Here is a 26,987-nt window from a genome sequence, read left to right on the forward strand (position 1 = left end):
CTTATGCGCAGGATGCTAATCGCGGCCATCCGCCTTGGCAAGCGGACTCATGGCGCCGATTGCTGCGGCAACATCAAGGAGTTACTCCAGAACGTCGTCCCGCGAAGGGGAAGGCCTCTGGCAGCATTGCGCCAAGCCGACAGCGGCCCCCGCCTTCGCGGGGGCGACGGTTCTCGAATCAAATCGCGCCGTGGCAATGCTTGTATTTGCGACCCGAACCGCAGGGGCACGGCGCGTTGCGGCTGATCTCCAAGGCGGCGTAGGGGTTCTCGCCCTGAGCAATGTCATGTTTGGGCACCTGCATCGGCGGCAAGGTGTTCGCGATCAAGCCCAGCGATCCCGCATCGATGTCGGCGCTGTTGTCCTCTCCCGTAAACGGGTCGATATGCGTCGTCAGGAAATCGGGCAGCTCGGGCAGCGGCATCGGCTCGGGCTCGTCGAAGCGCAGGTCGATGCGGGCGACGGTGCGCGTCACATCCTCGCGGATGTTCGACAGCATACGCTCGAACAGCGCGAACGCCTCCTGCTTATACTCGTTGATCGGCTGTTTCTGCGCATAGGCGCGCAGGAAGACAACCTGGCGCAGCGCGTCGAGCGTCGAGAGATGCTCTTTCCAATGATGATCGAGCGTTTGAAGCAGGATCGATTTTTCGATCCCCTTCCACGTGTCGGCATCGACCAGCGCCGCCTTTTCGGCGGCGGTCGCGTCGGCCATCTGTTGCAGCCGTTCCTCGAACACCTCCGGATCGACGGCGTCTTCCTGCATCCAGTCGTCGATCGGCGGGTTGAGGTCGAGGATGTTGGCGACCCGGTCCTTCATCGCCTCGACATTCCACTGTTCGGGATAGCTGCCCGGCGGGCACGCGTCGGCGACGATCGCGTTCACCGTTTCGGCGCGCATGGCCGCCATCACATCATCGACGGTTTCGCTGTCGATGATCTCGCCGCGCTGTTCATAGATGACCTTGCGCTGGTCGTTCATGACGTTGTCATATTCGACGACCTGCTTGCGGATGTCGTAATTGCGCGCCTCGACCTTCTTCTGCGCGGTCTCGATCGCCTTCGACAGCCACTTCGACCCGATCGCCTCGCCATCCTCCAGATTCTTGTTCATCATCTTGGCGAACAGCGTGTCGGGGCCGAAGATGCGCAGCAGGTCATCATCGAGGCAGAGGTAGAATTTCGACAGGCCGGGGTCGCCCTGACGTCCCGAGCGGCCGCGCAGCTGATTGTCGATGCGTCGGCTTTCGTGGCGTTCGGTCGCGAGCACGAACAGCCCGCCGGCGGCCTTCACCGCCTCGCGCTCGGCGGCGACTTCGGCCTTGATCCGCTCGATTGCGGCGTCGCGTTCGGGGCCTTCGGGCAGATCCTTCAGCTCGTCCTCGATGCGGAATTCCTCGTTACCGCCGAGTTTGATGTCGGTGCCGCGACCCGCCATGTTGGTCGCGATCGTCACCGCGCCGGTGCGCCCCGCCTGTGCGACGATATGCGCTTCGCTTTCGTGGAAACGCGCGTTCAAGACGCTGTGCGCGACGCCTTCTTTCTCGAGGAAGGAGGAAAGCAGCTCGGACTTTTCGATCGACACGGTGCCGACGAGTACCGGCTGGCCACGCTCCTGCGCCTCGCGGATCGTGCGGGCGATCGCGCCGAACTTGTCGGTGATATTCTTGTAGAACTCGTCTTCCTCATCGATGCGTGCGATCGGCCGGTTGGTCGGGATGGTGACGACGTTCATCTTGTAGATGTCGAAAAACTCGGCCGCCTCGGTCGCCGCGGTGCCGGTCATGCCGCTGAGCTTAGGATACATGCGGAAATAATTCTGGAAGGTGATCGACGCGAGTGTCTGGTTCTCGGGCTCGATCTGCACGCCTTCCTTCGCTTCGACCGCCTGGTGCAGGCCGTCGGACCAGCGGCGTCCGTCCATCATGCGGCCGGTAAATTCGTCGATGATGACGACCTTGCCGTCCTTGACGATATAGTCGGTGTCGATGCGGAACATCTGGATCGCCTTCAGCGCCTGATTGACGTGGTGGACGACCTGGGTATTCTCGATGTCGTAAAGGTTGCTGCCCTGCAGCAGCCCCGCGGCTTCGAGCAGCCGCTCGACATGCTCGGTGCCTTCTTCGGTCAGGGTAATCGCCTTGGACTTTTCGTCCTTCTCATAATCCTCGTCGGTCAGCTGAAGCACGACTTCGTTGACGCGGATGTAGAGTTCGGACTTGTCGTCGGTCGGGCCCGAAATGATAAGCGGCGTGCGCGCTTCGTCGATCAGGATCGAATCGACCTCATCGACGATGCCGAAATTGAACGGGCGGTGGACCATCTGCTGCCGGTCGAACTTCATATTGTCGCGCAGATAATCGAAACCCAGCTCGTTGTTCGTCGCATAGGTGATGTCGCAGTTGTAGGCTTCGCGGCGCTGCATCTCGTTGAGGTTCGGGACGATCACGCCGGTGGTCAGCCCAAGGAAGCCGTAAACGGTGCCCATCCATTCGGCGTCGCGGCGCGCCAGATAGTCATTGACGGTGACGACATGCACGCCCTTGCCGTCAAGCGCGTTGAGGTAGCAGGGCAAGGTCGCCATCAGCGTCTTACCCTCACCGGTCGCCATTTCGGCGATCTCGCCGCGGTGGAGGACGACGCCGCCGATCATCTGGACGTCGAAATGGCGCATCCCCAAGGTGCGCACCGCCGCCTCGCGCACTGTGGCAAAGGCTTCGGGCAGGATGTCGTCGAGCGTTTCGCCCGCGCTCAACCGCTCACGGAACTTCGCCGTCTGCGCTTGCAATCCGGCATCATCGAGCGCCTGCATCGCGGGTTCGAAGGCATTGATCTTGTCGACGATCTTGCGGATCGAATTGACATAACGGTCGTTGGACGAGCCGAACAGGCTCTTGGCAAGGCCAGCAAACATGGAATTTCCCTTGGAATATCAGTAAATTTGGCGGCATCCTGAGACGCGCGCATATCAAAAGAATGGATGCCCGACGCCGGGCGGCGGCCCTTTTCAGGGCACGGCGAACGGCGCGCTATTCGAGCGCGCGGTCGCTGCCCGTAAGGAGTCCGGGAAGGTGCGGCGGAGCCGCCTTGCGCGGCTTGGTGCAGTTGGTTGTGTTGCGCGGCGCGCGCGCATTGGTTGCGGGGCGGCGCACGCTGTCGTTCGCCTCCGCCTTCGTCGCGCTTTCGGCGAGCAGCACGAGCGACCCCATCGCCGCCGGCATGGCGGGCGCGGCAACCGCCCGGTCGGCACTCGCCAGACCGGTCAGCAACGCCAATAGGGTCAGCAATAACCGCAAGAATCGCCCCTCGTTTTCGTGACGGAGCGGAAACTATTGCGCCCCGTTCGCTGAACATAGGGTGAAAGCGGGATGGCGTCTAGGTCTTGTCTTAATGCGCGCGCGGTTTGGTGGCCGTCCCAATCGGTCCAAAGGTCAGGAAAGGTCAGCCTTGCGCGCACTCCCGATTTGTCGCCCCCGGCGGGTATGGCACGCCCGGGCCGTGCGCCGCGTCCATAAGCAGGTCGACGACCGTCTTTATCCATATATTGCATGAGCTGCGATGAAAGCTGGCACAACCGGGCGATGTAGGACAGCGTTTTTTGGTGTCTGCTTGGAGCGGGGAGCTGTCGTTAAATCCTCCCTGTCGCGCAGCGATGGGAAGGTGGCAGCGCGAAGCGCTGACGGAGGGGTTTTGGCGCTACCGTCACGGCCCCTCCACCACGCCCTTCGGGCGCGGTCCCCCTCCCCACCGCTTCGCGGCAGGGAGGATTTTATGTCTGCGACCGATCGAAAGCAGCCATCATCGCAGCGCGGGATTCAGTTCTTTCACTTCCTGCAAAAAACTCTTCGGCTTTTTGAACAGCTTGCTCTTGCGATTGACCTTCAGCCCCACGACCTCGGCGAGTTCCATCACGAAATGGACGCAGTTGCGCTTGTTCAGGCTGTAACTCGGCTGCTCGCGATCGCGCCATTCGGCGACCTTCGCCAAAATCCGCGCATAGGTCGCATCATCGACGACGACATCGAACTGGCGATCGCTGCTGGCGATATAGTCGGGCTTCGACGATTCAACCTTCCCCTTCACCGACCCGAACAGGATCGCGGGGCTGACAGACACCGCGGTAAAGCCGTAGTTGGCGTCGACCACCGCGCCCGTCGCATCGAGCTTCCCCTTCATCACGATGAAGGCGTGCGGAAAGCGATCGCCGAAATCATGGCTGTAGAAGCTCACCGTCACCGCGGCCTGCGCCGACGCGAAACAGAGCAGCAGGAACGAAGCGAGCATCAGGGGAAAGCGCAGCATCGCTAAGCTGATACCGGCCGCACCGCCCCCCGCCAAGCCGCGATTGCCGCTTGACGGACAGGCCGGCTTCGCATCTTGTGCAACTGACACGAATGTAAGGAGAGGGCCGATGGCGCGGAAGGCGATTTTCATTACCGGCGGCGGTTCGGGCATCGGCCGCGCGGTCGCGCTTCATTTCGCGGGCCAGGGCTGGTTCGTCGGCATCGCCGACGTCAACGCGCAGGGGATCGACGAAACCGCCGCGCTGTTTCCCGACGGCGCTGCGTCGCGGCACGTCATGGATGTGCGCGACCGCGACCAGTGGAAAGCCGCGCTCGACGACTTCGCGCGCGCCAGCGGCGGCCGCCTCGACGTGCTGTTCAACAACGCCGGCATCGGTTCGGGCGGTCAGTTCATCGATATGGCGCCCGAGGAGGCCGACCGCCTGATCGCGATCAATTTCGGCGGCGTCGTCAACGGCATCTATATGGCGCTGCCCTTGCTGCGTGCAACGCCTGGATCGGCGATCCTCAACGCTGGATCGGCGGCGGGTTTTTACGGCGTCGGCGGACTTGCCGTCTATTCGGCGACCAAATTTGCGGTGCGCGGGCTGACCGAGGGACTGGAGATCGAATTTGCCAAGCATGGCATCAAGGTGCGCTCGCTGATGCCGGGATTCATCGACACCCCGCTGCTCGACCAGGTTAGTGCCGACAGCAACGAACCCGCGCGCAGCCGACTGGCAGCGAGCGGGTTCGAGATTTCGCCGGTCGAGGATGTCGCGCGCGCGGCATGGGACGCAGTCCACGGCACGCGCATCCACACGCCCGTCGGCAAGATGGCCCGCCGCCTGTCGCGCCTCGCCCGCTGGTTCCCTGGCCTGATCGCGCGCCAGTCGAAGAAGGTCGATGGCCTGGGTACGGCGGGGGGTTGATGGGGGATGATGATAATGTCCTCCCTGTGGCGAAGCCATGGGGAGGTGGCAGCGCGAAGCGCTGACGGAGGGGCTTTGGCGCAACGTCGCCGCCCCTCCACCACGCCCTTCGGGCGCGGTCCCCCTCCCCATGGCCTGCGGCCACAGGGAGGATTTTTTATGGCAGCCCCCCGCCGAAACCCACAGCCAGAAACCTATTCCCCCGCCCCGCAGGACACCGATCCGCTCCCGACGTTGCGTACGGTACAGACCGGCCGGCCCAACACGACCGTCCGGCCGATCCCGCGCGCAGTGACCGCGGCGCTTTTGACGGCGCGGAAGCGGTGATCGCCCGCGCCCTCGCTGTCGCTGACGAGCTCATCGACCGCCAAGTCCGACGCATCGACCATGCCCGCGCCCGACAGCGTCATTTGCGCATTCTTGGCCTTGCCGCCGAGCGTCATCGTGCCGTTGCCGATCATTGCGACCTGTAGCCGGTCGGTGTCGAGCGCCCCGACGGTCAGCCGCCCCGGCCCGCGCAGGCCGATCGTCGCGCGCTGCCCCGCCAGCCGGTCGATGGCGAGCGAGCCCGCGCCTGCCAGCGTCGCCGAGCGCAGATTGGCGGCATTCACGCGCACCGTCACCGGCCCACGCGGTCGCCCGCGCTTTTCATCGCCCGCAAATTGCCGTTCGCTGATCACCAGCCGACCGTCGCGCGCCTCGACGCTCAGCCGGTCGAGCGCATCCTGCGGACCCGTCGCCACCGCGCCGACCGGCGCGCGGTTCACGACCTCGACCGTCACATCGGCCTGGACCTCGATCGCCTCGAAGCTGGTGAGGCCATAGCGTTTCTCGGCGGCCGACGCGGGGCCGACAAGAAGCAGGGTGGTCGCCAAAAATACGGCCCATCGCAGTAGGATGCTGGTCATGGCGCCGTCCTACCGCGTTCGGCGGGGCGGCGCCATAGCTGCATCATTTGCAGATCGCGTCGCCCGAGCCCAGCGAGCGTGTCGAGCATTTCGCCCCGCCGCCGATCGTCGCGTCGCCCGAACCCAGAATCGATATGTCGGCGCTGTCGCTCGCCTGCGCATCGACGTCGCCCGATCCCGCGATCGAAACGTCGAGCGTTTTGGCCGCGAGCCCGCCCGCGTCAATGCTGCCCGATCCTGTGACGTCATAATCGCCCGCGCCGATCGTGCCGCCGCCGATCTCCAGGTCGCCCGATCCCGTGATCCTGAGCTTCGCGCGGGTGCCGTTCAGCGCCGCGACCTTCAGGTCACCCGACCCGGTCACCACGGCCTCGACCGCATCGCCCTCGACCGCATCGGCATCGATTGCGCCCGATCCCGTCAGGCGCACGGCGCGGAGCGTCGGCATGACAACCGTCACTTTGACCGCCTGGTCGCCGTTAAAACGGAAGTTCGAATCTTTCCGCCCGATCGACAGCATGTTGCCGTCGAGCTCGATCTCCAGCTCGTCGATCACCGCTTGCGGCCCGCGCGCGACGACCGAGAAATTTTTCCCGCGCTGGATCGTCACATCGTCGGGGCCCGTGACCTCGACGCCGGTAAATCCGGTCAGGTCGAACTCCTGCGACGCCGTCGGGCCCGCGTCGACCGTGCGCTCGGCATCCTTGCGGTCGTTCGTCACCTCGGCGCTGCACCCCGTCACCGTCATCGCGAGAGCCAGCGGCAGCGCCGCTATTGTCCAGTTTCGCATCGTGAATCTCCTTTGTGTGTTATACAAATAACACACACCTGTACCGCTGTCCAGTGCTGCCGCCATCTTGTCGCCACCTTCGTGCGCCACAGCCGCGCATCCTTCAGGAAAGTGACGATGAGCGTAGCCTTTCGCCGCGAGAGCGACGACGAACATAAAGAACCCGAATATGAGCTGCCGATCCCGGTCGGCGCGAACCTCGTGACCCCGCGCGGGCTGCGCCTGCTCGGCGAGGAGACCGCCCGAATCGAAGCGGCGATTTCCGGCGAAACCGACGCGGATGCACGCAAGAAATTGCAGCGGCGCCTGCGTTATGTTCACACCCGCCACGCCACCGCCGAGGTTCAGGCACCACCCGCCGATGGCGTCGTCGGCATCGGCAGCCGCGTGCGCTATAGGTTGAACGGCGACGAACGCACGGTAACGATCGTCGGGCACGATGAGGCCGATCCCGCCGCGGGTCACATCGCCTTCACCGCGCCGGTTGGCCGCGCGCTGATGGGCGCCGAGGCGGGCGAGAGCGTCGCGTTTCAGGGCCGCGAGGACGCGATCACCATCCTGTCCGCCGATCCTGATCCGGAGGTGATGGCATGAAGGACCGGTTCGAACGACACAAGCAGCCGTGGACGGCGGCCGAGATCGACAAGCTGCACACGCTCGCGAAAAAGGGCATGGCGCTGAAAGCGATCGCCAAGGCGCTGACGCGTAGCGAGGAATCGGTCAAGCAACGCGCCAAGGCCGACGGCCTGTCGATCGCGAAGCTGCACTGATACCCTCATGACCGCATCCGATTATGATGCCATCGTGCTGGGTGCCGGCGCGGCCGGGCTGATGTGCGCGGCGGTTGCGGGGCAGCGCGGGCGGCGCGTTCTGTTGCTCGACCATGCCGATCAGGTAGGCAAGAAAATCCTGATTTCGGGTGGCGGGCGCTGTAATTTCACCAACATCCATACCGCCCCCGACCGCTATATTTCCGCGAACCCGCATTTCGCGAAGTCGGCGCTCGCGCGCTATACCCCCGCCGATTTCATCGCGATGATCGATCGCTACGGCATCGCGCATCATGAAAAGACGCTGGGCCAGCTTTTCTGCGACGGATCGGCGAAGCAGGTCGTCGCAATGCTGCTCGACGAATGCGCAAAGGGCGGCGTCGACGTCCGCTGCGGCCAGCCGGTGCGCGAGGTAGCGCACGCCGATGGCCGGTTCACAGTCCGGTTCGGCGATCAAGATTTCGCGGCCCCCGCGTTGGTCATCGCGACCGGCGGCCCGTCGATCCCGAAGATGGGCGCGACCGGCTTTGCTTACGATCTCGCCCGCCAGTTCGGTCTCAAGGTCGTCGAGCCGCGGCCCGCGCTCGTCCCGTTGACGCTTGGCGGCGACGATGTGCTCTTCCGCGAGTTGTCGGGCGTTGCGACGCCGGTCGAGGCGCGCGCGGACAAAGCGGCGTTTCGCGAAGCCGCGCTTTTTACGCACAAGGGGCTTTCCGGCCCCGCGATCCTTCAGGTCAGTAGTTACTGGCGCCACGGCGAGCCGGTGACGATCGATTTCTTGCCCGATGCGCCGCGAGGCTGGCTGCTTGAAGCCAAGCGCGCGCGCCCGCGCGTCACTCTCCGCGCCGCGCTTGGCGCGCTGCTCCCCGACCGTCTTGCCGAAACGCTAGCCGACCGCCTCGCGCTGCTTGGCGAACTCGGCGCGCAGACCGATCGCAAGCTCGCCGAGGCCGAGTCGCGTCTTGCGAAGTGGATTTTTCGCCCGAATGGCACCGAAGGCTTTGCCAAAGCCGAGGTCACCGTGGGCGGAATTTCGACTGCGAACCTGTCTTCGCAAACAATGGTGGCCAAAACCGTTCCAAACCTCTATGCGGTCGGCGAGGCCGTAGATGTCACAGGGTGGTTAGGCGGCTATAATTTTCAATGGGCCTGGGCAAGCGGACACGCTGCCGGACAGGTGATTTAAGCCCATTGAGCCCCTTTCTGTCGGCCTGCCACCGCACCGGTGGCCGCCTATGCTATTGAGATAATAATGACTTTCGAAAATCTTTCCCCCGTCCTTTCGGACGCTCTCGTCGCGCGCGGCTATGAAGCGCTCACCCCCGTCCAGACGCAGGTCACCGAGGACGAGGCCAAGGGCCGCGACCTGCTGGTTTCGGCGCAGACCGGATCGGGCAAGACCGTCGCCTTCGGTCTTGCGATGGCCGACGAACTGCTTGAAGACGGTCGCCTTCCCTTCGCGACATCGCCGCTGGCCTTGATCATCGCCCCGACGCGCGAACTCGCGCTGCAGGTCAGCCGCGAACTTGCGTGGCTCTATGGCAAGGCCGGGGTGCGGATTGCAACCTGCGTGGGCGGCATGGACGCGAGCAAGGAACGCCGTGCGCTGAACCAGGGGGTACAGATCGTCGTGGGCACCCCCGGACGCCTGCGCGACCACCTCGAACGCGGCGCGCTCGATCTGACCGCATTGCGTGTCGCGGTGCTCGACGAGGCCGACGAAATGCTCGACATGGGCTTTCGCGACGATCTGGAGGAAATCCTCGATGGCACCCCCGAAACGCGCCGTACGCTGTTGTTTTCTGCCACGCTTCCCAAACCGATCGTCCAGCTCGCCAAGCGTTATCAGCGCGACGCGCTGCGCATCTCGACCGTCGGCGAAGACCGCGGGCATGGCGACATCGCATATCAGGTCGTGACCGTCGCCCCGGCCGATATCGAGGGCGCGGTGATCAACCTGCTGCGGCTGCACGAAGCCGAAACAGCGATGCTGTTCTGCGCGACGCGCGACAATGTCCGCCGCCTGCACGCCAGCCTTGTCGAGCGCGGGTTTGCCGCCGTCGCGCTGTCGGGCGAGCATAGCCAGAACGAGCGCAACCATGCGTTGCAGGCACTTCGCGACCGGCGCGCCCGTGTCTGCGTCGCCACCGACGTCGCCGCGCGCGGCATCGACCTGCCGACGCTCAGCCTTGTCATCCACGTCGAAATCCCCCGCGATGCCGAGGCGCTCCAGCACCGGTCGGGGCGCACCGGCCGCGCGGGCAAAAAGGGCACCGCGGTCATCATCGTCCCCTATCCGCGCCGCCGCCGCGTCGACGGGATGCTGCGCGGGGCGCGGATCAACGCCGAATGGATGGACGCGCCGACCGCCGCCGACGTCCGGCAAAAGGATCAGGAGCGGCTGATCGAAAAGCTGCTCGCCCCGGTCGAGCATGAACCCGAGGATATGGAACTCGCGCAGCGCCTGATGGCCGAACGCAGCGCCGAAGACATTGCCGCGAGCCTCGTCCGCGCGCACCGCGCGCTGATGCCGCCGCCCGAGGATCTGATCGACAACGGCCCACGCGGCCGCGACACCGCAGGCCGTCCCGAGCGCGGCGAGCGCTTCGAACGACCGGAGCGCGGCAGTGCCGATCGCCGCGAGGGGTTCGAGGACAGCGTCTGGTTCCGCCTTAACATCGGTCGCCACCAGAATGCCGATCCGCGCTGGATCCTGCCTTTGCTCTGTCGCCGCGGCCATGTGAGCAAGAATGAGATCGGCGCGATCCGCATCGGGCCGAAGGAAACGATGTTCAACATCCCGCGCGCCATCGCCGATCGTTTTGCCGAGGCGGTGGTGCGCACCGCGAATCAGGATGGCGAAGACGACAGCGGCGTGTCGATCACGCCGGCACCCGACGGCCCGACCTATCCCCCGCGCCGCGACAAGGGCTCGGGCGACCGGGCCCCGCGCAGCACGCTGGGCCGCGCGCCGGGCGGCGAGCGCTCCGGTCCGCGCGGGCCGCGTGGCCCGGCAAGACCGGGCGGCAATACCGAACGCTATAAACCCAAACCCTACGGCCAGCGCAGCCCACGCCGTCCGTCGAAGTAAGCGACGGACAACTTTCAAAACATCGTCATTGCGACCCCGCCGAAAGCCGGGGGAGCAATCCAGTGCGGTTTAAGCCTGCTCTGGATTGCCGCGTCGCCTTCGGCTCCTCGCAATGACGCATGAAGGGACCGCACCGCCCTTGCGCTCCTCCGTCCGGCCCACCAGATGGACCGGAAAGCAGGAGCAAGCCGATGCAAGCAATCCAGGCCTTTATCGAAAGCCAGGGCGGGCCCGAGGTCATCGACTGGCGCGAGGTGACGCTGGGCAAGCCCGGTCCCGGTCAGGTTTTGCTCCGCCAGACCGCGGTCGGGCTCAACTATATAGACATCTACCACCGCGATGGCACCTATCCGGTGCAACTGCCCGGCGGACTCGGCCTTGAATCGGCGGGCGAGGTGGTCGCCGTCGGCGAAGGCGTCCACGGGTTCAAGCCCGGCGACCGCGCCGCGACGTTCGGCCCCGAACGCGCCGCCTATGCCAGCGCGCGGTTGGTCAGCGCGGCCTCCCTCTTCAAGCTTCCCGCCACCATCGACGATGAAACCGCCGCGGCCGCGCTGCTCAAGGCCTGCACCGTCGAGGCGCTCGTCGAGCGCTGCGCCAAGGTCGAGGCCGGATGGCCGGTGCTCGTCCACGCCGCCGCGGGCGGGGTCGGGCTGATCCTCGTCCAATGGCTGAAAGCGATCGGCGCGACGGTCATCGGCACGGTCAGCACCGAGGCCAAGGCACATGTCGCGCGCGAAGCCGGCGCCGACCATGTCATCCGGTACAAGACCGACGATGTCGCGGCGCACGTCCGCGAGGTCACCGACGGTCAGGGCGTGCCCGTTACCTTCGACGGCATCGGCATGGCGACATGGGACGTGTCGCTGAAGGCCACCGCGCGCCGAGGACTGATCGTCAGCTATGGCAATGCGGGCGGCCCGGTCACCGGCGTCAACCTGGGCGTCCTGGCGCAGCACGGATCGCAGTTCGTCACGCGGCCGACCTTGTTCGATTATTACCACATCCCCGGCGAGCGCGCTGCAGGCGCCGCGCGCGTGTTCGAGATGATCGAAAGCGGCGCGGTGGCGGTCACGGTGGGGCAGCGATATTCGTTGCAGGACGCGGCGCGGGCGCACGCCGATTTGGAGGCTGGGAGAACGACGGGATCGAGTTTGCTGATTCCCTGAAAGCCCCCCTCCCGCAGGCGGGAGGGGCAGCGAGACTAACGAGCTTTGCTCGTTAGTCGCAGCGGGGTGGGCACCTGCATCGGCGCTTGCCCACCCCCAACCCCTCCCGCAAGCGGGAGGGGAGCAATCACACCTTCAACCGCTCGGCATGCCACGCGACATGCTCGGCCAGGAAGGTCGAGATGAAATAATAGCTGTGGTCATATCCCGGCTGCATCCGGATTTCGGCCTTCTGTCCGTTGCGCTGGCACGCCTTGACCAGCAATTCGGTCTTGAGCTGTTCGATCAGGAAATTGTCGGCTTCGCCTTGATCGACGAGCAGGTCGGGAACGCGAAGCCCGTCGTCGAGCAGCGCGCACGCATCATAAGCGCGCCATTCTTCGCGGTCGTCGCCGAGATAATGGCCGAGCGCCTTTTCACCCCACGGACAGCGAATCGGCGACACGATCGGCGAAAAGGCCGAGACCGAGCGGAAACGATCCTGATTGCGCAGGCCAATGGTGAGCGCGCCATGCCCGCCCATCGAATGTCCCGTGATCGCCTGCCGCGTCAGGTCGGCGCCCGCGAAATTGCGCAGGATCAGCGAGGGCAGCTCATCCTCGATGTACGACCGCATCCGGTAATGTTTCGCCCACGGATCCGCAGTCGCATCGACGTAGAAGCCCGCGCCCAGCCCGAAATCCCACGCGCCTTCGGGATCGTCGGGCACATCGTCGCCGCGCGGCGACGTGTCGGGCGCGATGAAAATGACGCCATGCTCGGCGCAGGCAGCGCGATATTCGCCCTTTTCCATCACATTGGCGTGGGTGCACGTCAGCCCCGACAGATACCAGAGGACGGGCAGCTTGGTGCCAGGGGCATGATCGGGCACGAAGGCGGCGAAGGTCATGTCGGTGCCGGTGGTCGTGCTGGCGTGTTTATACACGCCCTGCGTGCCGCCGTGGCTGCGGGTGGTGGAGAGGGTTTCGAGGGTCATGTGATGTCCTGAACCGGAATGGGAGCGATCACCGCATCATGCCCCCAATGACGCAGCAGGTCGAGGATCGATCCGCCCGAAAGTCCCAGCGTCGCGGTGTTGCGGAGCGGATGGACGTTGACGATCGCCGCTGCCGCAAGCCCTTCGTCGAGCACCACGGTGACGCTTGTCGGCGCGGCGTTGATCGCCGCCAGCGGCGTTACCGACCCCGGCGCGATGCCGAGCAAGCGCTGCATGTCGTCGGCCTTGCCGAAGCTCACGCGCTTGCTGCCGATCGCCGCGGGCAAGGCTTTCAGGTCGACGCGCGCCTCCGCCGGCACGGTGACGAGCCAGAAGGCGCCGTCCTTGTCTTTCAGGAATAGGTTCTTCGTATGCGCGCCGGGAATAGCGGCGTTGACCGCGTCGCTTTCGGCAACGGTGAACACCGCGACATGTTCATGCGCGGCGAAGGGGATGGAAAGCCTGTCGAGGTCCGCCAGCAATCCCGCTTCGCCGCGCACGAACGATCCTTAAACGACGCGGTGAAGCGCGCAGAGCTTGTTGCCCGACGGATCGCGCAGATAGGCAAGATAGAGCTGACCGAACGCGCCTTCGCGGACGCCCGGCGGATCTTCGATCGCGGTGCCGCCATTTTCAAGCCCCGCCTTGTGCCAGGCATCGGCCTGTTCGGGACCGTCCATCGCAAAGCCGATCGTGCAGCCGTTGCCGACCGTTGCCGGCTCGCCGTCGATCGGTGCGCCGACGAGGAACAGACCGTCCTTGTGGACATAGATCAGGCGTCCCTTGTCATCGACGATCGCAGGCTTTCCGCCGATCGCCTGAAATGTCGCGTCGTAGAATTTCTTCGATGCCTCAAGGTCGTTCGATCCGACCATATTATGACTGTACATCGCGGTGCATCCTCCTGATTCGTTGCAATTGGGGACTTATCCTGTCGGTGCGACCGGGGTCCATATGCAATTACCGCGGCGGTAATGAAAAGCTGGGCCTAGCGAAACACCACCGTCTTGCACCCGTCGATCAGTACGCGCTGTTCGGCGACCCAACGCACCGCGCGGGCCAGCACCTGCGCCTCGACATCGCGGCCGATACGGATCAGGTCATCGACGCTGTCGCGGTGATCGACGCGCTCGACCGCTTGCTCGATGATCGGCCCCTCATCAAGGTCGCTGGTGACGAAATGCGCGGTCGCGCCGATCAGCTTGACCCCGCGCTCGTGCGCGCGGTGATAGGGCCGCGCACCCTTGAAGCCCGGCAGAAAGCTGTGGTGGATGTTGATGCAGCGCCCCGCGAGCTTTGTCGACAAATCCTGCGACAATATCTGCATGTAGCGCGCGAGCACGAGATATTCGGCGCCGCCGCGCGCCATGACGTCGAGGATCGCGGCCTCCTGTTCGGCACGGTTGGCGTCGCCGACCGGCAGGTAGTGGAAGGGCACGCCGTGCCATTCCGACAGCCGCCGCTGCGCCTCATGGTTCGACACCACGCCAACGATGTCGATCGCGAGATTGCCCGTCGACCAGCGGTGGAGCAGGTCGTTGAGACAGTGACTGCCCTGCGACACGGCGATGACGAAGCGCGGCTTGGCGGCGCTGTCGCTGATCCGCGCGTCCATTGCAAAGCGGGCCACGATCGGTGCGAACGCCTCCTGCACTCCCGCCAATCCTTCGGGAAAGCGCGGCCCCGCGCCGCGGAACTCGACGCGCATGAAGAAGCGCCCCGAATCGAGGTCGGCATATTGCTGGCTGTCGAGGATGAAGCCGTCGCGGTCCGCGAGCAGCCCCGTAACCGCCGCGACGATGCCGACCGCATCGACGCAGCTGAAGGTCAATACATAGGCGGGCCCATTCCCCCCGGCCATGCGTCAGCCCGAAATCTTGTGCGTGGCGCAGAGCTTGTTGCCGTCGGGATCGCGCAGATAGGCAAGATAAAGGACGCGCCCTCCTGTCGCATGGCGAATACCCGGCGGGTCTTCCGCCGTCGTCCCGCCATTCGCCAGGCCCGCGGCATGCCACGCGTCGACCACATCGGGCGACCCCGCGAGCAGCCCCAGCGTATGGCCGTTGCCAGAGGCCGCCGCTTCGCCGTTGACCGGCTTCGTGATGAGCAGCCGCCCGCCATCGTGCGCGTAGATGAGCCGCCCGCGCTCATCGACCCACCCCTCGGGAGCGCCGAGCGTTCCGAGCACCGCGTCGTAGAACCTCTTGGTCGCGGCGATGTCGTTCGCCCCCAGTGTCACATGGCTGAACATTTTGCTGCCTCCGCTCAGTAAACCACGACGCTGCGGATGCTCTCGCCCGCGTGCATCAGATCGAACCCCTTGTTGATGTCTTCCAGCCCCATGACGTGGGTGATCATCGGGTCGATCTCGATCTTGCCGGTCATATACATGTCGACGATCTTCGGCACGTCGGTGCGCCCCTTGGCGCCGCCGAATGCGGTGCCGCGCCAGTTGCGCCCGGTGACGAGCTGGAAGGGTCGCGTCGCGATTTCCTTGCCCGCCTCGGCAACGCCGATGATGATCGAGGTGCCCCAGCCGCGGTGGCAGGCTTCGAGCGCGATGCGCATCACCTCCGTATTGCCCGTCGCGTCGAACGTATAGTCGGCGCCGCCGTCGGTCATCGCGACAATCGCGGCGACGACATCCTCGCGGCTCATGCCCTTCGAGTTGAGGAAGTCGGTCATGCCGAACTTGCGGCCCCACTCCTCGCGGTCGGGATTGATGTCGACGCCGATGATCTGGTTCGCGCCCGCAAGCCGCGCGCCCTGGATCACGTTGAGCCCGATGCCGCCGAGCCCGAAGACGACGACATTGTCACCGACCTGCACCTTCGCGGTGTTGATGACCGCGCCAACCCCGGTGGTGACGCCGCAGCCGATGTAGCAGCTCGACTGGAAGGGCGCATCCTCGCGGATTTTCGCGACCGCGATCTCGGGCAGCACGGTGAAGTTGGAGAAGGTCGAGCAGCCCATATAGTGAAAGATCGGCTGGCCCTTGTACGAAAAGCGCGTCGTGCCGTCGGGCATCAGCCCCTTGCCCTGCGTCGCGCGGATCGCGGTGCAAAGGTTGGTCTTGCCGCTCAGGCAGCTTTTGCACTGGCGGCATTCGGGGGTGTAGAGCGGGATCACATGGTCGCCGGGAACGACGCTGGTGACGCCCGCGCCGACCTCGCGCACGATCCCTGCGCCCTCATGCCCCAGCACGCTCGGGAAGATGCCCTCGCTGTCGAAGCCGTCGAGCGTATAGGCGTCGGTGTGGCAGATGCCCGTCGCCATGATCTCGACCAGCACCTCGCCCGCCTTCGGGCCTTCGAGATCGAGTTCGACGATTTCGAGCGGCTTCTTCGCTTCGAACGCAACGGCGGCGCGGGTCTTCATGGGCGGTCTCCTTCTCGGCCGCTCCAATCAGGCAAAGCGCGCGGCAATGCAAGATGCTCCCGATCCTCCCTGTGGCGAAGCCATGGGGAGGGGGACCGTTCGCGAAGCGAATGGTGGAGGGGCCGCGACGGTCGTGCCATTGCCCCTCCGTCAAGGGCTACGCCGCTGCCACCTCCCCATGGCTTCGCCACAGGAAGGAATGGGTCGGCGTTTTCGGTCTTAAAGCGACAAAATATACGCATGTGCGACGCAAAACTGTCTCCTTTGTCGCTTTAAGAACGGGCGCAAACTTCGTTGAGATCAATGAGCCGGATAACAGGCTGGCACAGCGAAACGATGTAGGAAAGCGTCATCTTCGTGCCTCTCCCTCGTTATCCCGGACTTGATCGGGGCTCATGACTTCGGCGCTGCCGTGGATCCCGGATCAAGTCCGGGATGACGACGGGAGAAACGTAGCTCTCAACACTCCACCACGCTAACCGCCAGCCCGCCCTTCGACGTTTCCTTATATTTGTCGCGCATGTCGCGGCCCGTTTGCAGCATCGTCGCGATCACCGTGTCGAGGCTGACGACATGCGTGCCGTCGCCAATCATCGCGATGCGGCTCGCGTCGATCGCCTTGATCGCGCCCATCGCGTTGCGCTCGATGCAGGGGATCTGCACCAGCCCACCAATGGGATCACAAGTGAGGCCGAGGTTATGCTCCATGCCGATCTCGGCGGCGTTCTCCACCTGCGCGTTGGTGCCGCCGAGCGCCGCGGTCAGCCCCGCCGCCGCCATCGAACAGGCGACGCCGACCTCGCCCTGGCAGCCGACCTCGGCGCCCGAGATGCTGGCGTTACGCTTGTAGAGCGCGCCGACCGCACCCGCGGCGAGCAGGAAGGTGCGCACGCCCTTTGCATCGCCGCGATAGCTGCGCTTGTAATAGCGGATCACCGCAGGGATGATCCCCGCCGCACCGTTGGTCGGCGCGGTGACGACCTTGCCGCCCGCGGCATTTTCTTCGTTCACCGCCATCGCCCACAGGTTGATCCAGTCCATCATCGCCATCGGATCGGACAGGTTCGCCTCGTGCCGTTCGCGAATGTCGGCGGCGATCTGCGGCGCGCGGCGCTTGACCTTGAGCCCGCCGGGGAGCGTACCGGTGCTGCAGCATCCGGCGTCGATCGAGGCGTCCATCGCGGCGGCAATTTCGTCGAGCCCCGCCTCGACCTGCTCAACGCTGCGGTGAACAAGTTCGTTTTCGAGCATCATTTCGGCAAAACTCTTGCCCGACGCAGCGCCCATGGCGAGCAGGTCGGCGCCTGAGGTGAAGGCGAAAGGAAGCTCGGCCTCATCCTCCGCGCCGCGGCTGTTGCGCCCCGCCTCATCCTCATCGACGACAAAGCCGCCGCCGATCGAAAAATACATACGTTTCGCGAGGATTTCGCCATCGGCGTCGCGCGCGGTGAAACTGACGGCGTTGCTGTGGAACGGCTGGCGCTGCTTCATCTGGAAATGCAGGTCGCGTTGCGGTTGAAAGCGGACGCGCTGGCGGCCGAGCAGGTAGAGGAAACCTTCGCTCTCCGCCCGGTCCCAATGCGCCCTGATCGCGGCCAGACTGGTGCTCGCGGGAATCTCGCCCGAGAGCCCCGCAACGATCGCAGTGTCGGCGGCATGGCCCTTGCCCGTCAGTGCGAGCGAGCCGTAGAGATCGGCCTCGACATGCGCGGTGCTGGTGAGCAGCGCCTGCTCATCGAGCCAGACGGCGAAGCGCCGCGCCGCGACCATCGGCCCGACGGTGTGCGAGCTGGAAGGACCGACACCGATTTTGAAGAGTTCGAACAGGCTGATCGTCATGGCGGCGCGTATAGGCGGATCGCGATCGTCGGGATAGGGGCGCCTATATATGACCCGACAGCGCCATTCCTCGTCATTGCGAGGAGCGAAGCGACGCGGCAATCGCCAGCTTTCGGCCTTACAGAAGGTTTCGAGCGGGAGATTGCTTCGCGTCGCTCGCAATGACTATAGTTACGCCGGATAGGTCCAGCTGCCCTCGCGCGCGAAATTCTCGGCCGCGAAATCCCAGTTCAGCAGCTCGTCGACCACCGCGTCGACATAGGCCGGGCGCAGGTTCTTGCGGTCGATGTAGTAAGCATGTTCCCACACGTCGATCACGAGCAGCGGCTTGATGCCCGCGACAAGTTCGGTGCCGGCGTCGTGCGTGTCGGTGACCGACAGCGTGCCGTCGCGCGAAACGAGCCAGGCCCAGCCCGACGCGAAATGGTTGACCGCGGTTTCCTTGAGCTTCTTCTTCAGCTCGTCGAGCGAGCCGAAATCGCGGTCGATCGCGGCGGCGAGGTCACCCGCGGGCGCGGTCTTCGCGGGGCTCAGGCTGTTCCAGTAAAAAGCGTGGTTCCACGACTGCGCGGCATTGTTGAACAGGCCCTTGTTGCCCGATCCTTCGGCGTGGTGGATGATTTCCTCAAGGCTCTTGTCGGCCAGTTCGGTGCCTTCGATTGCGGCGTTGGTCTTGTCGACATAGGCCTTGTGATGCTTGCCATGGTGGGTCGCCAGCGTGTCGGCCGAAATATGCGGCGCGAGCGCGTCCTGAGCATAAGGCAGGGGAGGATGGGCGATCGTCATGGCAGTCTCCATTTTGTTTTTGAGGGGTTTGCGAGCCTTAACTCGGTATCGCGGCGGCGGGTTGCAACCCTGTGACAGGGAAAATTTCCGCAAGTCCCGTCATTGCGAGGAGCGAAGCGACGAACGCGGCTAGGTCACCATCGCCCGCAAGGTCGCGATCCGGTCCGCCTCCTCCGCCGGCTTGTCGCGGCGGATGCGCGAAATGCGGGGGAAGCGCATCGCGAGGCCCGACTTGTGGCGCTTGCTGTCATGGATCGAATCGAACGCGACTTCGAGCACGAGCGACTTTTCGACCTCGCGCACCGGGCCGAAGCGGTTCAGCGTGTTGTCGCGCACGAACTTGTCGAGCCACTTCAGCTCCTCGTCGGTGAAGCCCGAATAGGCCTTGCCCACCGGCAACAGCTCACCGTCGTCGCTCCAGCAGCCGAAAGTATAATCCGAATAGAAGCTCGCCCGCCGCCCGTTGCCGCGCTGCGCATACATCATCACGCAATCGGCGGTGAGCGGATCGCGTTTCCATTTGTACCAGAGCCCGGCGCGGCGACCCGCGACATAAAGCGCATCGCGGCGCTTGAGCATCACCCCCTCGATCGCGGCATCGCGCGCGCCGGCGCGGCGCTCGGCGAGGTCGTCGAAGTCGCGCGCTTCGATGACTTGCGACAGGTCGAAATGACTGTCGGCGAGCCGCGGCACAAAACTTTCGAGCTGGCGCCGCCGTTCGATCCACGGCAGAGCGCGCAGATCGTTGCCGTCGACCGCGAGAAGGTCGTAAACGCGGACGAACGCCGGGTAATCGGCGAGCATCTTCTTCGAGACGACCTTGCGCCCGAGTCTTTGCTGGAGCGCATTGAAGCTCGCGGCTTCGCCGCCCTGCGCATCGCCGCGCACAAGCAGTTCGCCGTCGATCACTGCGTCCTGATCGAACGCCGCGACCAGTTCGGGGAAGGCGGCGCTGATCTCCTCGCCGCCGCGGCTGTAAATGCGCGTCTCGCTCCCTCCGCGCACAATCTGGACGCGGATGCCGTCCCATTTCCATTCGGCGGCATAGTCGGCGAGATCGACGCTCTCCTCCTCCAGCGGATGCGCGAGCATGAAGGGGCGGAAAAAGGCGACGTCGGCGAGGTCGGGCCGCTCGGCCCTGCCCTCGCCCCATGCAAAGAGCGGCGCATAGGGCGGCGGGATCGCGTGCCACAGCTCCTCGACATCGTCGACCGGCACATCGAACGCCTGCGCAAACGCCTGTTTCGCGAGCCGCGCCGACACCCCGACACGCATCCCGCCGAGCGCGAGCTTGAGCAGCGCGTAGCGGCCGTCGGCGTCGAGCCGGTCGAGCAAGGACGCGAGGATCGCGGGGGCGTCGCTGCGGGTGGCAGCGGAAAGCGCATCGACGGCCTGGGACACGCTCAAGCCCCTCCCCTTCAGGGGAGGGGTATGGGGTGGGGGCTCGATACCTTGTGCAAGGCCGATGGCCCCCACCCCCGGCCCCTCCCCTGAAGGGGAGGGGTGAAAAGGCTCCGGCCAGAGCAGCGCCGCCGTCTCCGCTGTATCGCCAACGAAATGCCGCGACAGCCGGAACAATTCTTCGTCGACGCGGGTCGCGAGCAAGGCGCGTACCATCCCTGCCTTCACCGCGGGAAAGTCGAGGCTTTCGGTCAGCGCCGCGATTGCCCAGCCGCGATCGGGGTCGGGGGTGTGGCGGAGGTAATCGACGATCAGCGCGAGCTTGGAATTACGTGAGCGCGTGTAGATCAGACGGTCGATCAGGGCGGCAAAGCGCTTCACGCCTCCTCTTCCTCCAGATCGCGGCCGACGAGGTGGAGCGCGCGCGCCTTGCGCTGGGTGAGTTCGCACCAGCGGAGCAAGCCGTCCTCGCTCCCGTGGGTAATCCATGTTTCGCTGGGGTTCACCTCGGCAATCGTGGCGGTCAGCTCGTCCCAGTCGGCATGGTCCGAAATCACCAGCGGCAGTTCGACCATCCGCTGCCGCGCGCGCTGGCGAACGCGCATCCAGCCCGACGCCATCGCGGTCACCGGATCGGGCAGGCGCCGCGACCAGCGATCATTGAGCGCCGACGGCGGTGCAAGGACAATCTGCCCGGCGATCTCGGCCTTGTCGGCTTCGCTCACGAGCCTGAGTTCGCCCAGATCGACGCCGTGGATTGCATATAGCTTGCACATACGTTCGAGCGCGCCGTGGATATATATGGGCGCATCCCACCCCGCCCCACGCAGTTCGGCAATGACACGCTGCGCCTTGCCGAGCGCATAAGCGCCGACGAGAACCGAACGCTCGGGCTCGGCGCGCACCGCACCGATGAGCTTGGCGATCTCCTGCCCCGTCGGCGGATGGCGGAACACCGGCAGGCCGAAGGTCGCCTCGGTGACGAAGATGTCGCACGGCACCACCTCGAAGCCCGCACAGGTCGGGTCGGCGCGGCGTTTATAGTCGCCGGTGACGACGATCCGCTCGCCTGCATACTCCATCAATATCTGCGCGCTGCCGAGCACGTGCCCCGCAGGGTGAAAGGAAAAGCGCACCCCGCCGCGCTCGAACCCATCGCCATATTCAAACGCCCGATTATGGCTCGCCTCGACATCGACGCCATAGCGCAGCGCCATGATCGCGAGCGTTTCGGGCGTCGCGAACACCGCGCCATGGCCGCTGCGCGCATGGTCGGCATGGCCATGCGTCACCGCAGCGCGTTCGACCGGGCGCGAGGGGTCGATCCACAGGTCGGCGGGTTTCACATAGATGCCGCCGGGATGCGGCTCGATCCAGGTCTTGGTTTTCGCCATCAGGCGGCGAGCTTCCGCGCGCGCGCAAGATCGGCGACGAACATCGCCCGCTCCTCGGCGGCGCGTTCGCGGTCGGGAAGGCGCAGAAGAAAGGATGGATGGATCGTCGCGATCAGTTTCGTGCCCCCCGCAAGTTCGTGGACCGCGCCGCGCATCGATTTGATGCTCGCACTCTTGCCCGTCACCCCGCGCAGCGCACTCGCGCCCAATGTGACGATCAGTTCGGGCTGAACAAATGCGCGTTCCTTGTCGAGCCACCATCGGCAGATGTCGATTTCGGCGCTGGTCGGATTCTGGTGCAATCGCCGCTTACCGCGCGGCTCGAACTTGAAATGCTTGACCGCGTTGGTGAGGAACAGGCGCCGCCGATCCAGTCCCGCCTCGGCAAGCGCGGCGTCCAGCACCTGCCCCGCCGGGCCGACGAAGGGCCGCCCCTGAAGATCCTCCTGATCGCCCGGTTGTTCGCCCACAAGCATGATACGCGCCGCGTCCGGCCCCTCGCCCGCGACTCCCTGCGTCGCGTCGCAATAAAGCGGACAGCGCGTGCAGCGATCGACCGTCCGTGCAACATCGGCCAGCGTTTTCACATCGTCATCAAGGGCCAAGTCATCGGGCACGCGCGTCCGCCATTTTTCGGTACGAGAGTTCGCAGCCGAAACGGCCATTTCGCGCATCCGTTCCACCCGGGCCGCAGCACCGGCGAGCAGCGGCGCGATGTCCTGCGCTTCGGGCAGGTTCTTCCAGTATTTCTTCGGCATCTCGGCGCGCATCGCATCGATCTTTACCCGCGCGGGGTTGAAGATCGCGCCATAATAGGTGCGCCACTGATCCTCGACGACGTCGCTGTCCGGCACCTCGTTCTTCGTTCCGCCGGGGCCGAAGGTCAGCGTTTCGTCCCGCCAGATCGCCCGCGCGTCGGGGGTCACAATTGCCCAATCCATGCCGTAAAAGCGGCGCTGGAAAAAGGGCGCAGTCAGCCGCAATATCCGGTGTGACGGTTCGAACCACGCGGCGAAGCTTTCGCGCCCATTCGCCTCGCCCAAGCGCCGAAAGCGCACGAAGGCGTGCATCTTGTGAACATCGCGGCGGATCGCCTTGTCCGCCCCCCGCAGCCAGTCGACATCGGCATCGGTCGTGCGCGCGAGCAACTGCCGGTCGCGGAGCGCGCGCCAGGCGATCCGGTAAAGCCGCGCGGGCACCTCTGCACTGCGATGACAAATGACGCGGTCGGCGATTTCGACGAATTCGCGCGGCAAGCTGAGCCGTGCCGTCGGCGCCGCAGCAACCGCGTCGCCGAACAGCGATGCACCCTCGTCACTGCCGCGCCAGCTTACCGCCTCGGGCGCAACACCGCCCGCAAGCAGACCGCGCGCTGCGCTTCGCCATTCGGCAAAATCGCCCGGCACTGTCAGCACGACCTCCTTCACAGCGCGAGCGCCAGTTGCTCCGCCGGCGGCGCGAAGCGCGCGCGCAGATCGGCGCTGTCGGTGAGCGCGCCCGGCCGCCAGTCGGGCGTGACGATGAAGGGCAAAAGTTTCTTCACCGAGGCCGTCAGCTTTGCGAGATCGCTTAGCCGCAGCCTGCCCAGCCGCCGCGCCGCGACGATGCGGTCGACCGCGCGTGTGCCCAGTCCCGGAACACGAAGCAGAAGCTCGCGCGGTGCGCGGTTGATGTCGACGGGAAAGGCTTCGCGCCGCATCAGCGCCCAGGCGAGCTTGGGATCGATCGCGAGGTCGAGCATCCCCTCCTTCGCCCCGGCCATGATCTCGGCGCGCTCGAAGCCGTAGAAACGCAGCAGCCAGTCGGCCTGATACAGCCGATGCTCGCGCATCAGCGGCGGCCGCACCGGCGGCAGGTCGCGGCTGGCGTCGGGGATCGGGCTGTAGGCTGAATAATAGACGCGGCGTAGCCGGTATCCCGAATATAGATTCGTCGCGGCTTTCAATATGTCGTCGTCGCGCGCCGCATCGGCGCCGACGATCATCTGCGTCGACTGGCCCGCGGGCGCAAAGCGCGGCGGCATCGCCTTGCCGATCAGCCGGCTTTTTGCCGCCTCGATCGCGTCGTCGGCGCCGACGCGCACGGACGCCATCGTCTTGCGGATCGTCTCGGGCTTTTTTTCGGGCGCAAAGCTCGCCAGCCCCGCCTCGGTCGGCAGTTCGACGTTGGTCGAGAGCCGGTCGGCATAAAGCCCGGCCAGCGCGACCAGCCCCGGATCGGCACCCGCAATCGTCTTCAGATGGATATAGCCCTGGAAATGATGCTCTTCGCGCAGGATGCGCGCCACCTCGACAAGCTGCTCCATGGTATAATCCTCGGACCGGATAATGCCCGACGACAGGAACAGGCCTTCGATATAATTGCGCTTGTAAAAATCGAGCGTCAGCGTGACGACGTCTTGCGGACTGAATCGTGCGCGTTCAACATTGCTCGAGGCGCGGTTGATGCAGAAGCGGCAGTCGTAGATGCAAAAATTGGTCAGCAGGATTTTCAGCAGTGAAATACAGCGGCCGTCGGGGGCGTAGCTGTGGCAGATGCCCATGCCTTCGGTCGATCCGATGCCCTTGGTGGCCGTCGAATCGCGCTTTACCGTGCCTGAAGAAGCACAGGACGCGTCATATTTCGCCGCATCGGCGAGCACGGCCAGCTTTTCCAGAATCGCTTTTGCGGACATGCCCCATGATTAGCATGAGAACATAGTTAGAACAAATAACGCAGGTTAAGTTGACTCAGGCCTCGCGCCATCGCGCGGGCAGCGTGATGTCGACGATCAGCCCGCCGGGCTCCCACCGCCGCGCGATCGTGCCGCCAAGGTTGTTTTTGACGCTGCGTTCCATCAGCAAGGTTCCGAAGCTCGTCCGTTCGGGAGCGGCGATTTCGCGCTCGGCGCCGCTTTCGGCCCAGGTGAGGCGAAAGCGGCGGTCCTCGGCACCCTCGTCGTCCTGCGTCCAGCTGACATTGACCTCGCCCCGTTCACCCGACAGGGCGCCGTGCTTGGCGGCATTGGTTGCCAGCTCGTTGAACAGCAGCGCCATGGCCACCAGCGCATTTTCGGGGAGCAGCAGGTCGGGCCCCGACCAACGGATGCGCGGAAAACTCGCCTCCACCTCGCGCAGCAGCGCGTGCATCGACCCGGTCATGAAATTGGCGCCGAGCAGCACATTTTGCGCGCGGTTCAGCGCTTCGAGGCGGCTGCTGATCCGCTCGACATAATCGTCGACATCGCGCGCCGCGTGCCGGGTGAGCGAGATGATCGCGCCGACGGTCGCGAATAGGTTACGCATCCGGTGATGCAGCTCGCGCATCAACAAATTGGCGTTTTCCTGACGGCTTTTCTGTTCGGTGATGTCCATGCTCACGCCGGTCAGGATCGCATCGTCGGTCTTGACATCCCAGTCGGCGCGGACCGCGATCCACCGCACGCCGCGTTCGGGATGCTGGATGCGATATTCGGTTGAATAATGCACGCCATTCGCGACCGAATCGCCAAGCACGCCGCGAACGACCTCACGATCTTCGGGGTGCAGGCGGTCGTAGAAGCCGTCGATATGCGCCAGCGCCGTCGCATAATCGGCGCCCCACAGCTCGGCGACGGCGCCGCTCCAGCTGATTGCGCCGGTGCGCGCGTCGAAGCGCCAGGTTGCGATCCCCGAAAAATCGAGCGCGCGTTCCAGCATCCGCCGCGCTTCGTCGCGTTCGGCGACGATCCGGCGCAGGTCGGCCTCCGCCATCACCAGAGCAGCGAAATCCTGAAGCCGCTCGAGCTCGCGAAAGCTGAGCGCCGGGCGCGGCTTCCGGTCGATGAAGCACAGCGTTCCAAGGACGTCGCCATTATAGGCGGCCAGCGGAACGCCAGCGTAAAAGCGAATATGCGGTTCGCCCGTGACGAGCGGATTTTCGCGGAACCGCGGATCGGCAAGCGTGTCGTGAATGATGAGCGGCTGTTCATCCTCGACGACATATTTGCAGAAACTGACGTCGCGCGGCGTTTCCGCAACGTCGAGGCCGTGCGCGGATTTGAACCATTGGCGGCAGTCATCGACCAGCGAGATCAGCGCGATCGGCGCGTCGAAAAGATCGGCGACCAGCTTGGTCACACGGTCGAACGCGGGCTCTGCACCGGTGTCGAGGAGGCGATATTCGCGCAGCGTTTCGAGCCGTCGGCGTTCGCGCGCGCTCCGTTCGTCGGTCGCTTGGCCCAAATCCCGTTCCCCACCAGCTTGCGATGCGGTCGGCGCCGCATTGCTCATGTCCCGTGGGGGCCGCTCTGCCATGAACTTGGTCCCTGTAAAATAGTTTTGCTTAACGGAGGCTCAAATCGGTGCGATTTCACCGACTTGCTCCCGGCGGCAGCGCGTCCCGGCCGACTCTACGCTTCAGCGACCGACGGGTTGCACGCGTGCCGACGGAACCCGACGCGTGGAGAAGGCGTATGACGTGTCTCAACTGGGAGGCCATAAATGACATTCGGTGACGAAATCCGCGGGCACCTGCCCTATCTGCGCCGCTATGCGCGCGCGCTGACGGGCAGCCAGCAGCATGGCGACAATTATGTCCATGTCCTGCTGGAGGTGATCGTCACGGCGCCGGAAGAATTCCGCAGCGGCGCCGGGACGCGCATCGACCTTTATCGCGGGTTTCACCGCATCTGGGAAAGCGCCTATATCGACGACGGCGAAGGGAGCGACGATGGCGAAGACCCGCTGGTCCGCGCCGCACACCAGCGCCTGACTCAAATCACCCCGCTGGGCCGCCAGATCCTGCTCCTAACCGCGCTCGAAGGGTTTTCGGTTGAGGAAGCCGGCGCGATCACCGGCACCGACGCGCCGACCGTCGAAACGCTGCTGGCCGATGCCGTTGCCGACCTCGACCGCGAATCGCGCACCTCGGTCCTGATTATCGAGGATGAGCCGCTGATCGCGATGGAGCTCGAACAGATTGTCCGCGGTCTGGGGCATGAGGTCGCCGGGATCGCGACGACGCACGAGGATGCCGTCGCCGCATTCGAGAATACCGATGCCGGGCTTGTCCTGGCCGACATCCAGCTTGCCGACGGATCGTCGGGGATCGACGCGGTGCAGGACATATTGGCACGCGCGCCGGTGCCTGCCATCTTCATTACCGCCTTTCCCGAACGGCTGCTGACCGGCGGGCGGGTCGAACCCACCTTCCTGATCTCCAAGCCGTTTCGCGAAAATACCGTGCGCGCGGCGATCAGCCAGAGCCTGCTTTTCACCCCGCAACTCGCGGCGTAGATCCATATGGTTTAC

Annotated in this window: 25 protein-coding genes; 7 read left to right on the forward strand and 18 right to left on the reverse strand. The window is 65.0% G+C overall.

Going from position 1 to position 26,987, the window contains the following annotated elements:
• Nucleotides 1-178 precede the first annotated feature (178 nt).
• The 3 genes from secA to VSX77_RS03785 form a co-directional block, all read right to left on the reverse strand.
• Complete coding sequence (gene secA / locus VSX77_RS03775; RefSeq protein WP_338426331.1) at nt 179-2,914, reverse strand: preprotein translocase subunit SecA; 2,736 nt, start codon at nt 2,912-2,914, stop codon at nt 179-181.
• Between the two features lie 115 nt (nt 2,915-3,029).
• Complete coding sequence (locus VSX77_RS03780; protein ID WP_338426332.1) at nt 3,030-3,296, reverse strand: hypothetical protein; 267 nt, start codon at nt 3,294-3,296, stop codon at nt 3,030-3,032.
• A 502-nt stretch (nt 3,297-3,798) separates the two neighbouring features.
• Nucleotides 3,799-4,302 carry a hypothetical protein gene (locus VSX77_RS03785; RefSeq protein ID WP_338426333.1) on the reverse strand — a complete coding sequence of 168 codons (504 nt, stop codon included), beginning with the start codon at nt 4,300-4,302 and terminating at the stop codon, nt 3,799-3,801.
• Nucleotides 4,303-4,411: 109 nt separating this feature from the next.
• On the opposite strand from VSX77_RS03785, the gene VSX77_RS03790 reads away from it, so the two are divergent.
• Nucleotides 4,412-5,215, forward strand: coding sequence for an SDR family oxidoreductase (locus VSX77_RS03790; RefSeq protein WP_338426334.1), 804 nt, complete (start codon nt 4,412-4,414; stop codon nt 5,213-5,215).
• 194 nt (nt 5,216-5,409) lie between these two features.
• Here VSX77_RS03790 and VSX77_RS03795 read toward each other — a convergent pair whose 3' ends face one another.
• Together VSX77_RS03795 and VSX77_RS03800 are read right to left on the reverse strand one after the other, a co-directional pair.
• Nucleotides 5,410-6,123, reverse strand: coding sequence for a head GIN domain-containing protein (locus VSX77_RS03795; RefSeq protein WP_338426335.1), 714 nt, complete (start codon nt 6,121-6,123; stop codon nt 5,410-5,412).
• A gap of 43 nt (nt 6,124-6,166) precedes the next feature.
• Nucleotides 6,167-6,913, reverse strand: a complete 747-nt coding sequence (locus VSX77_RS03800) for a head GIN domain-containing protein (protein WP_338426336.1) — start codon at nt 6,911-6,913, stop codon at nt 6,167-6,169.
• Nucleotides 6,914-7,030: 117 nt separating this feature from the next.
• Here VSX77_RS03800 and VSX77_RS03805 point away from each other — a divergent pair, with 117 nt between their 5' ends.
• The 5 genes from VSX77_RS03805 (at nt 7,031) to VSX77_RS03825 (ending at nt 11,943) form a co-directional block, all read left to right on the forward strand.
• Entirely contained in the window at nt 7,031-7,507 is a 477-nt protein-coding gene (locus tag VSX77_RS03805; RefSeq protein WP_338426337.1) for a GreA/GreB family elongation factor, read from the forward strand.
• Nucleotides 7,504-7,683 (forward strand): hypothetical protein, encoded by a 180-nt coding sequence (locus VSX77_RS03810; RefSeq protein ID WP_136173486.1) that lies wholly within the window; start codon nt 7,504-7,506, stop codon nt 7,681-7,683. The genes VSX77_RS03805 and VSX77_RS03810 overlap by 4 nt, the downstream gene beginning before the upstream one ends.
• 7 nt (nt 7,684-7,690) lie before the next feature.
• Complete coding sequence (locus VSX77_RS03815) at nt 7,691-8,869, forward strand: NAD(P)/FAD-dependent oxidoreductase (RefSeq protein WP_338426338.1); 1,179 nt, start codon at nt 7,691-7,693, stop codon at nt 8,867-8,869.
• Between the two features lie 66 nt (nt 8,870-8,935).
• The gene (locus VSX77_RS03820; protein ID WP_338426339.1) at nt 8,936-10,774 is read left to right on the forward strand and encodes a DEAD/DEAH box helicase; all 1,839 of its coding nucleotides are present in this window, start codon (nt 8,936-8,938) and stop codon (nt 10,772-10,774) included.
• Between the two features lie 191 nt (nt 10,775-10,965).
• Entirely contained in the window at nt 10,966-11,943 is a 978-nt protein-coding gene (locus tag VSX77_RS03825; protein ID WP_338426340.1) for a quinone oxidoreductase family protein, read from the forward strand.
• Between the two features lie 127 nt (nt 11,944-12,070).
• On the opposite strand, the gene fghA is transcribed toward VSX77_RS03825, so the two are convergent.
• From fghA to VSX77_RS03890, 13 genes are all read right to left on the reverse strand, one after another.
• A complete protein-coding gene (gene fghA / locus VSX77_RS03830; RefSeq protein WP_338426341.1) occupies nt 12,071-12,919 on the reverse strand; it encodes an S-formylglutathione hydrolase in 849 nt (282 codons plus the stop codon).
• On the reverse strand, nt 12,916-13,419 hold the full coding sequence (locus tag VSX77_RS03835) for a prolyl-tRNA synthetase associated domain-containing protein (RefSeq protein ID WP_338426342.1): 504 nt from the start codon (nt 13,417-13,419) through the stop codon (nt 12,916-12,918). Before VSX77_RS03835 ends, fghA begins: the two co-directional genes overlap by 4 nt.
• Nucleotides 13,420-13,428: 9 nt before the next feature.
• On the reverse strand, nt 13,429-13,809 hold the full coding sequence (locus tag VSX77_RS03840) for a VOC family protein (RefSeq protein WP_338426343.1): 381 nt from the start codon (nt 13,807-13,809) through the stop codon (nt 13,429-13,431).
• A 98-nt stretch (nt 13,810-13,907) separates the two neighbouring features.
• Nucleotides 13,908-14,780 (reverse strand): formyltetrahydrofolate deformylase, encoded by an 873-nt coding sequence (gene purU, locus VSX77_RS03845; RefSeq protein WP_338426344.1) that lies wholly within the window; start codon nt 14,778-14,780, stop codon nt 13,908-13,910.
• Nucleotides 14,781-14,783: 3 nt separating this feature from the next.
• Nucleotides 14,784-15,170 (reverse strand): VOC family protein, encoded by a 387-nt coding sequence (locus VSX77_RS03850; protein ID WP_338426345.1) that lies wholly within the window; start codon nt 15,168-15,170, stop codon nt 14,784-14,786.
• Between the two features lie 14 nt (nt 15,171-15,184).
• The gene (locus VSX77_RS03855; protein WP_338426346.1) at nt 15,185-16,297 is read right to left on the reverse strand and encodes an S-(hydroxymethyl)glutathione dehydrogenase/class III alcohol dehydrogenase; all 1,113 of its coding nucleotides are present in this window, start codon (nt 16,295-16,297) and stop codon (nt 15,185-15,187) included.
• 459 nt (nt 16,298-16,756) lie between these two features.
• Nucleotides 16,757-18,136 (reverse strand): L-serine ammonia-lyase, encoded by a 1,380-nt coding sequence (locus tag VSX77_RS03860; RefSeq protein ID WP_338426347.1) that lies wholly within the window; start codon nt 18,134-18,136, stop codon nt 16,757-16,759.
• Nucleotides 18,137-18,307: 171 nt separating this feature from the next.
• A complete protein-coding gene (locus VSX77_RS03865) occupies nt 18,308-18,922 on the reverse strand; it encodes a superoxide dismutase (RefSeq protein WP_338426348.1) in 615 nt (204 codons plus the stop codon).
• A 129-nt stretch (nt 18,923-19,051) separates the two neighbouring features.
• Nucleotides 19,052-20,704 (reverse strand): cisplatin damage response ATP-dependent DNA ligase, encoded by a 1,653-nt coding sequence (locus VSX77_RS03870; RefSeq protein ID WP_338426349.1) that lies wholly within the window; start codon nt 20,702-20,704, stop codon nt 19,052-19,054.
• Nucleotides 20,701-21,717 carry a ligase-associated DNA damage response exonuclease gene (locus tag VSX77_RS03875; RefSeq protein ID WP_338426350.1) on the reverse strand — a complete coding sequence of 339 codons (1,017 nt, stop codon included), beginning with the start codon at nt 21,715-21,717 and terminating at the stop codon, nt 20,701-20,703. Before VSX77_RS03875 ends, VSX77_RS03870 begins: the two co-directional genes overlap by 4 nt.
• Nucleotides 21,717-23,132 (reverse strand): UdgX family uracil-DNA binding protein, encoded by a 1,416-nt coding sequence (locus VSX77_RS03880; RefSeq protein WP_338426351.1) that lies wholly within the window; start codon nt 23,130-23,132, stop codon nt 21,717-21,719. Before VSX77_RS03880 ends, VSX77_RS03875 begins: the two co-directional genes overlap by 1 nt.
• A gap of 8 nt (nt 23,133-23,140) precedes the next feature.
• The gene (locus VSX77_RS03885; RefSeq protein ID WP_338426352.1) at nt 23,141-24,391 is read right to left on the reverse strand and encodes a putative DNA modification/repair radical SAM protein; all 1,251 of its coding nucleotides are present in this window, start codon (nt 24,389-24,391) and stop codon (nt 23,141-23,143) included.
• A 55-nt stretch (nt 24,392-24,446) separates the two neighbouring features.
• Nucleotides 24,447-25,919, reverse strand: a complete 1,473-nt coding sequence (locus VSX77_RS03890) for a sensor histidine kinase (protein ID WP_338426353.1) — start codon at nt 25,917-25,919, stop codon at nt 24,447-24,449.
• 258 nt (nt 25,920-26,177) lie between these two features.
• Between VSX77_RS03890 and VSX77_RS03895 the strand changes: the two genes are divergently transcribed.
• Nucleotides 26,178-26,972, forward strand: coding sequence for a response regulator (locus VSX77_RS03895; protein WP_338426354.1), 795 nt, complete (start codon nt 26,178-26,180; stop codon nt 26,970-26,972).
• Nucleotides 26,973-26,987: the final 15 nt, after the last annotated feature.

This window comes from Sphingopyxis sp. TUF1 (assembly GCF_036687315.1).
GTDB classification, from domain to species: domain Bacteria; phylum Pseudomonadota; class Alphaproteobacteria; order Sphingomonadales; family Sphingomonadaceae; genus Sphingopyxis; species Sphingopyxis kveilinensis.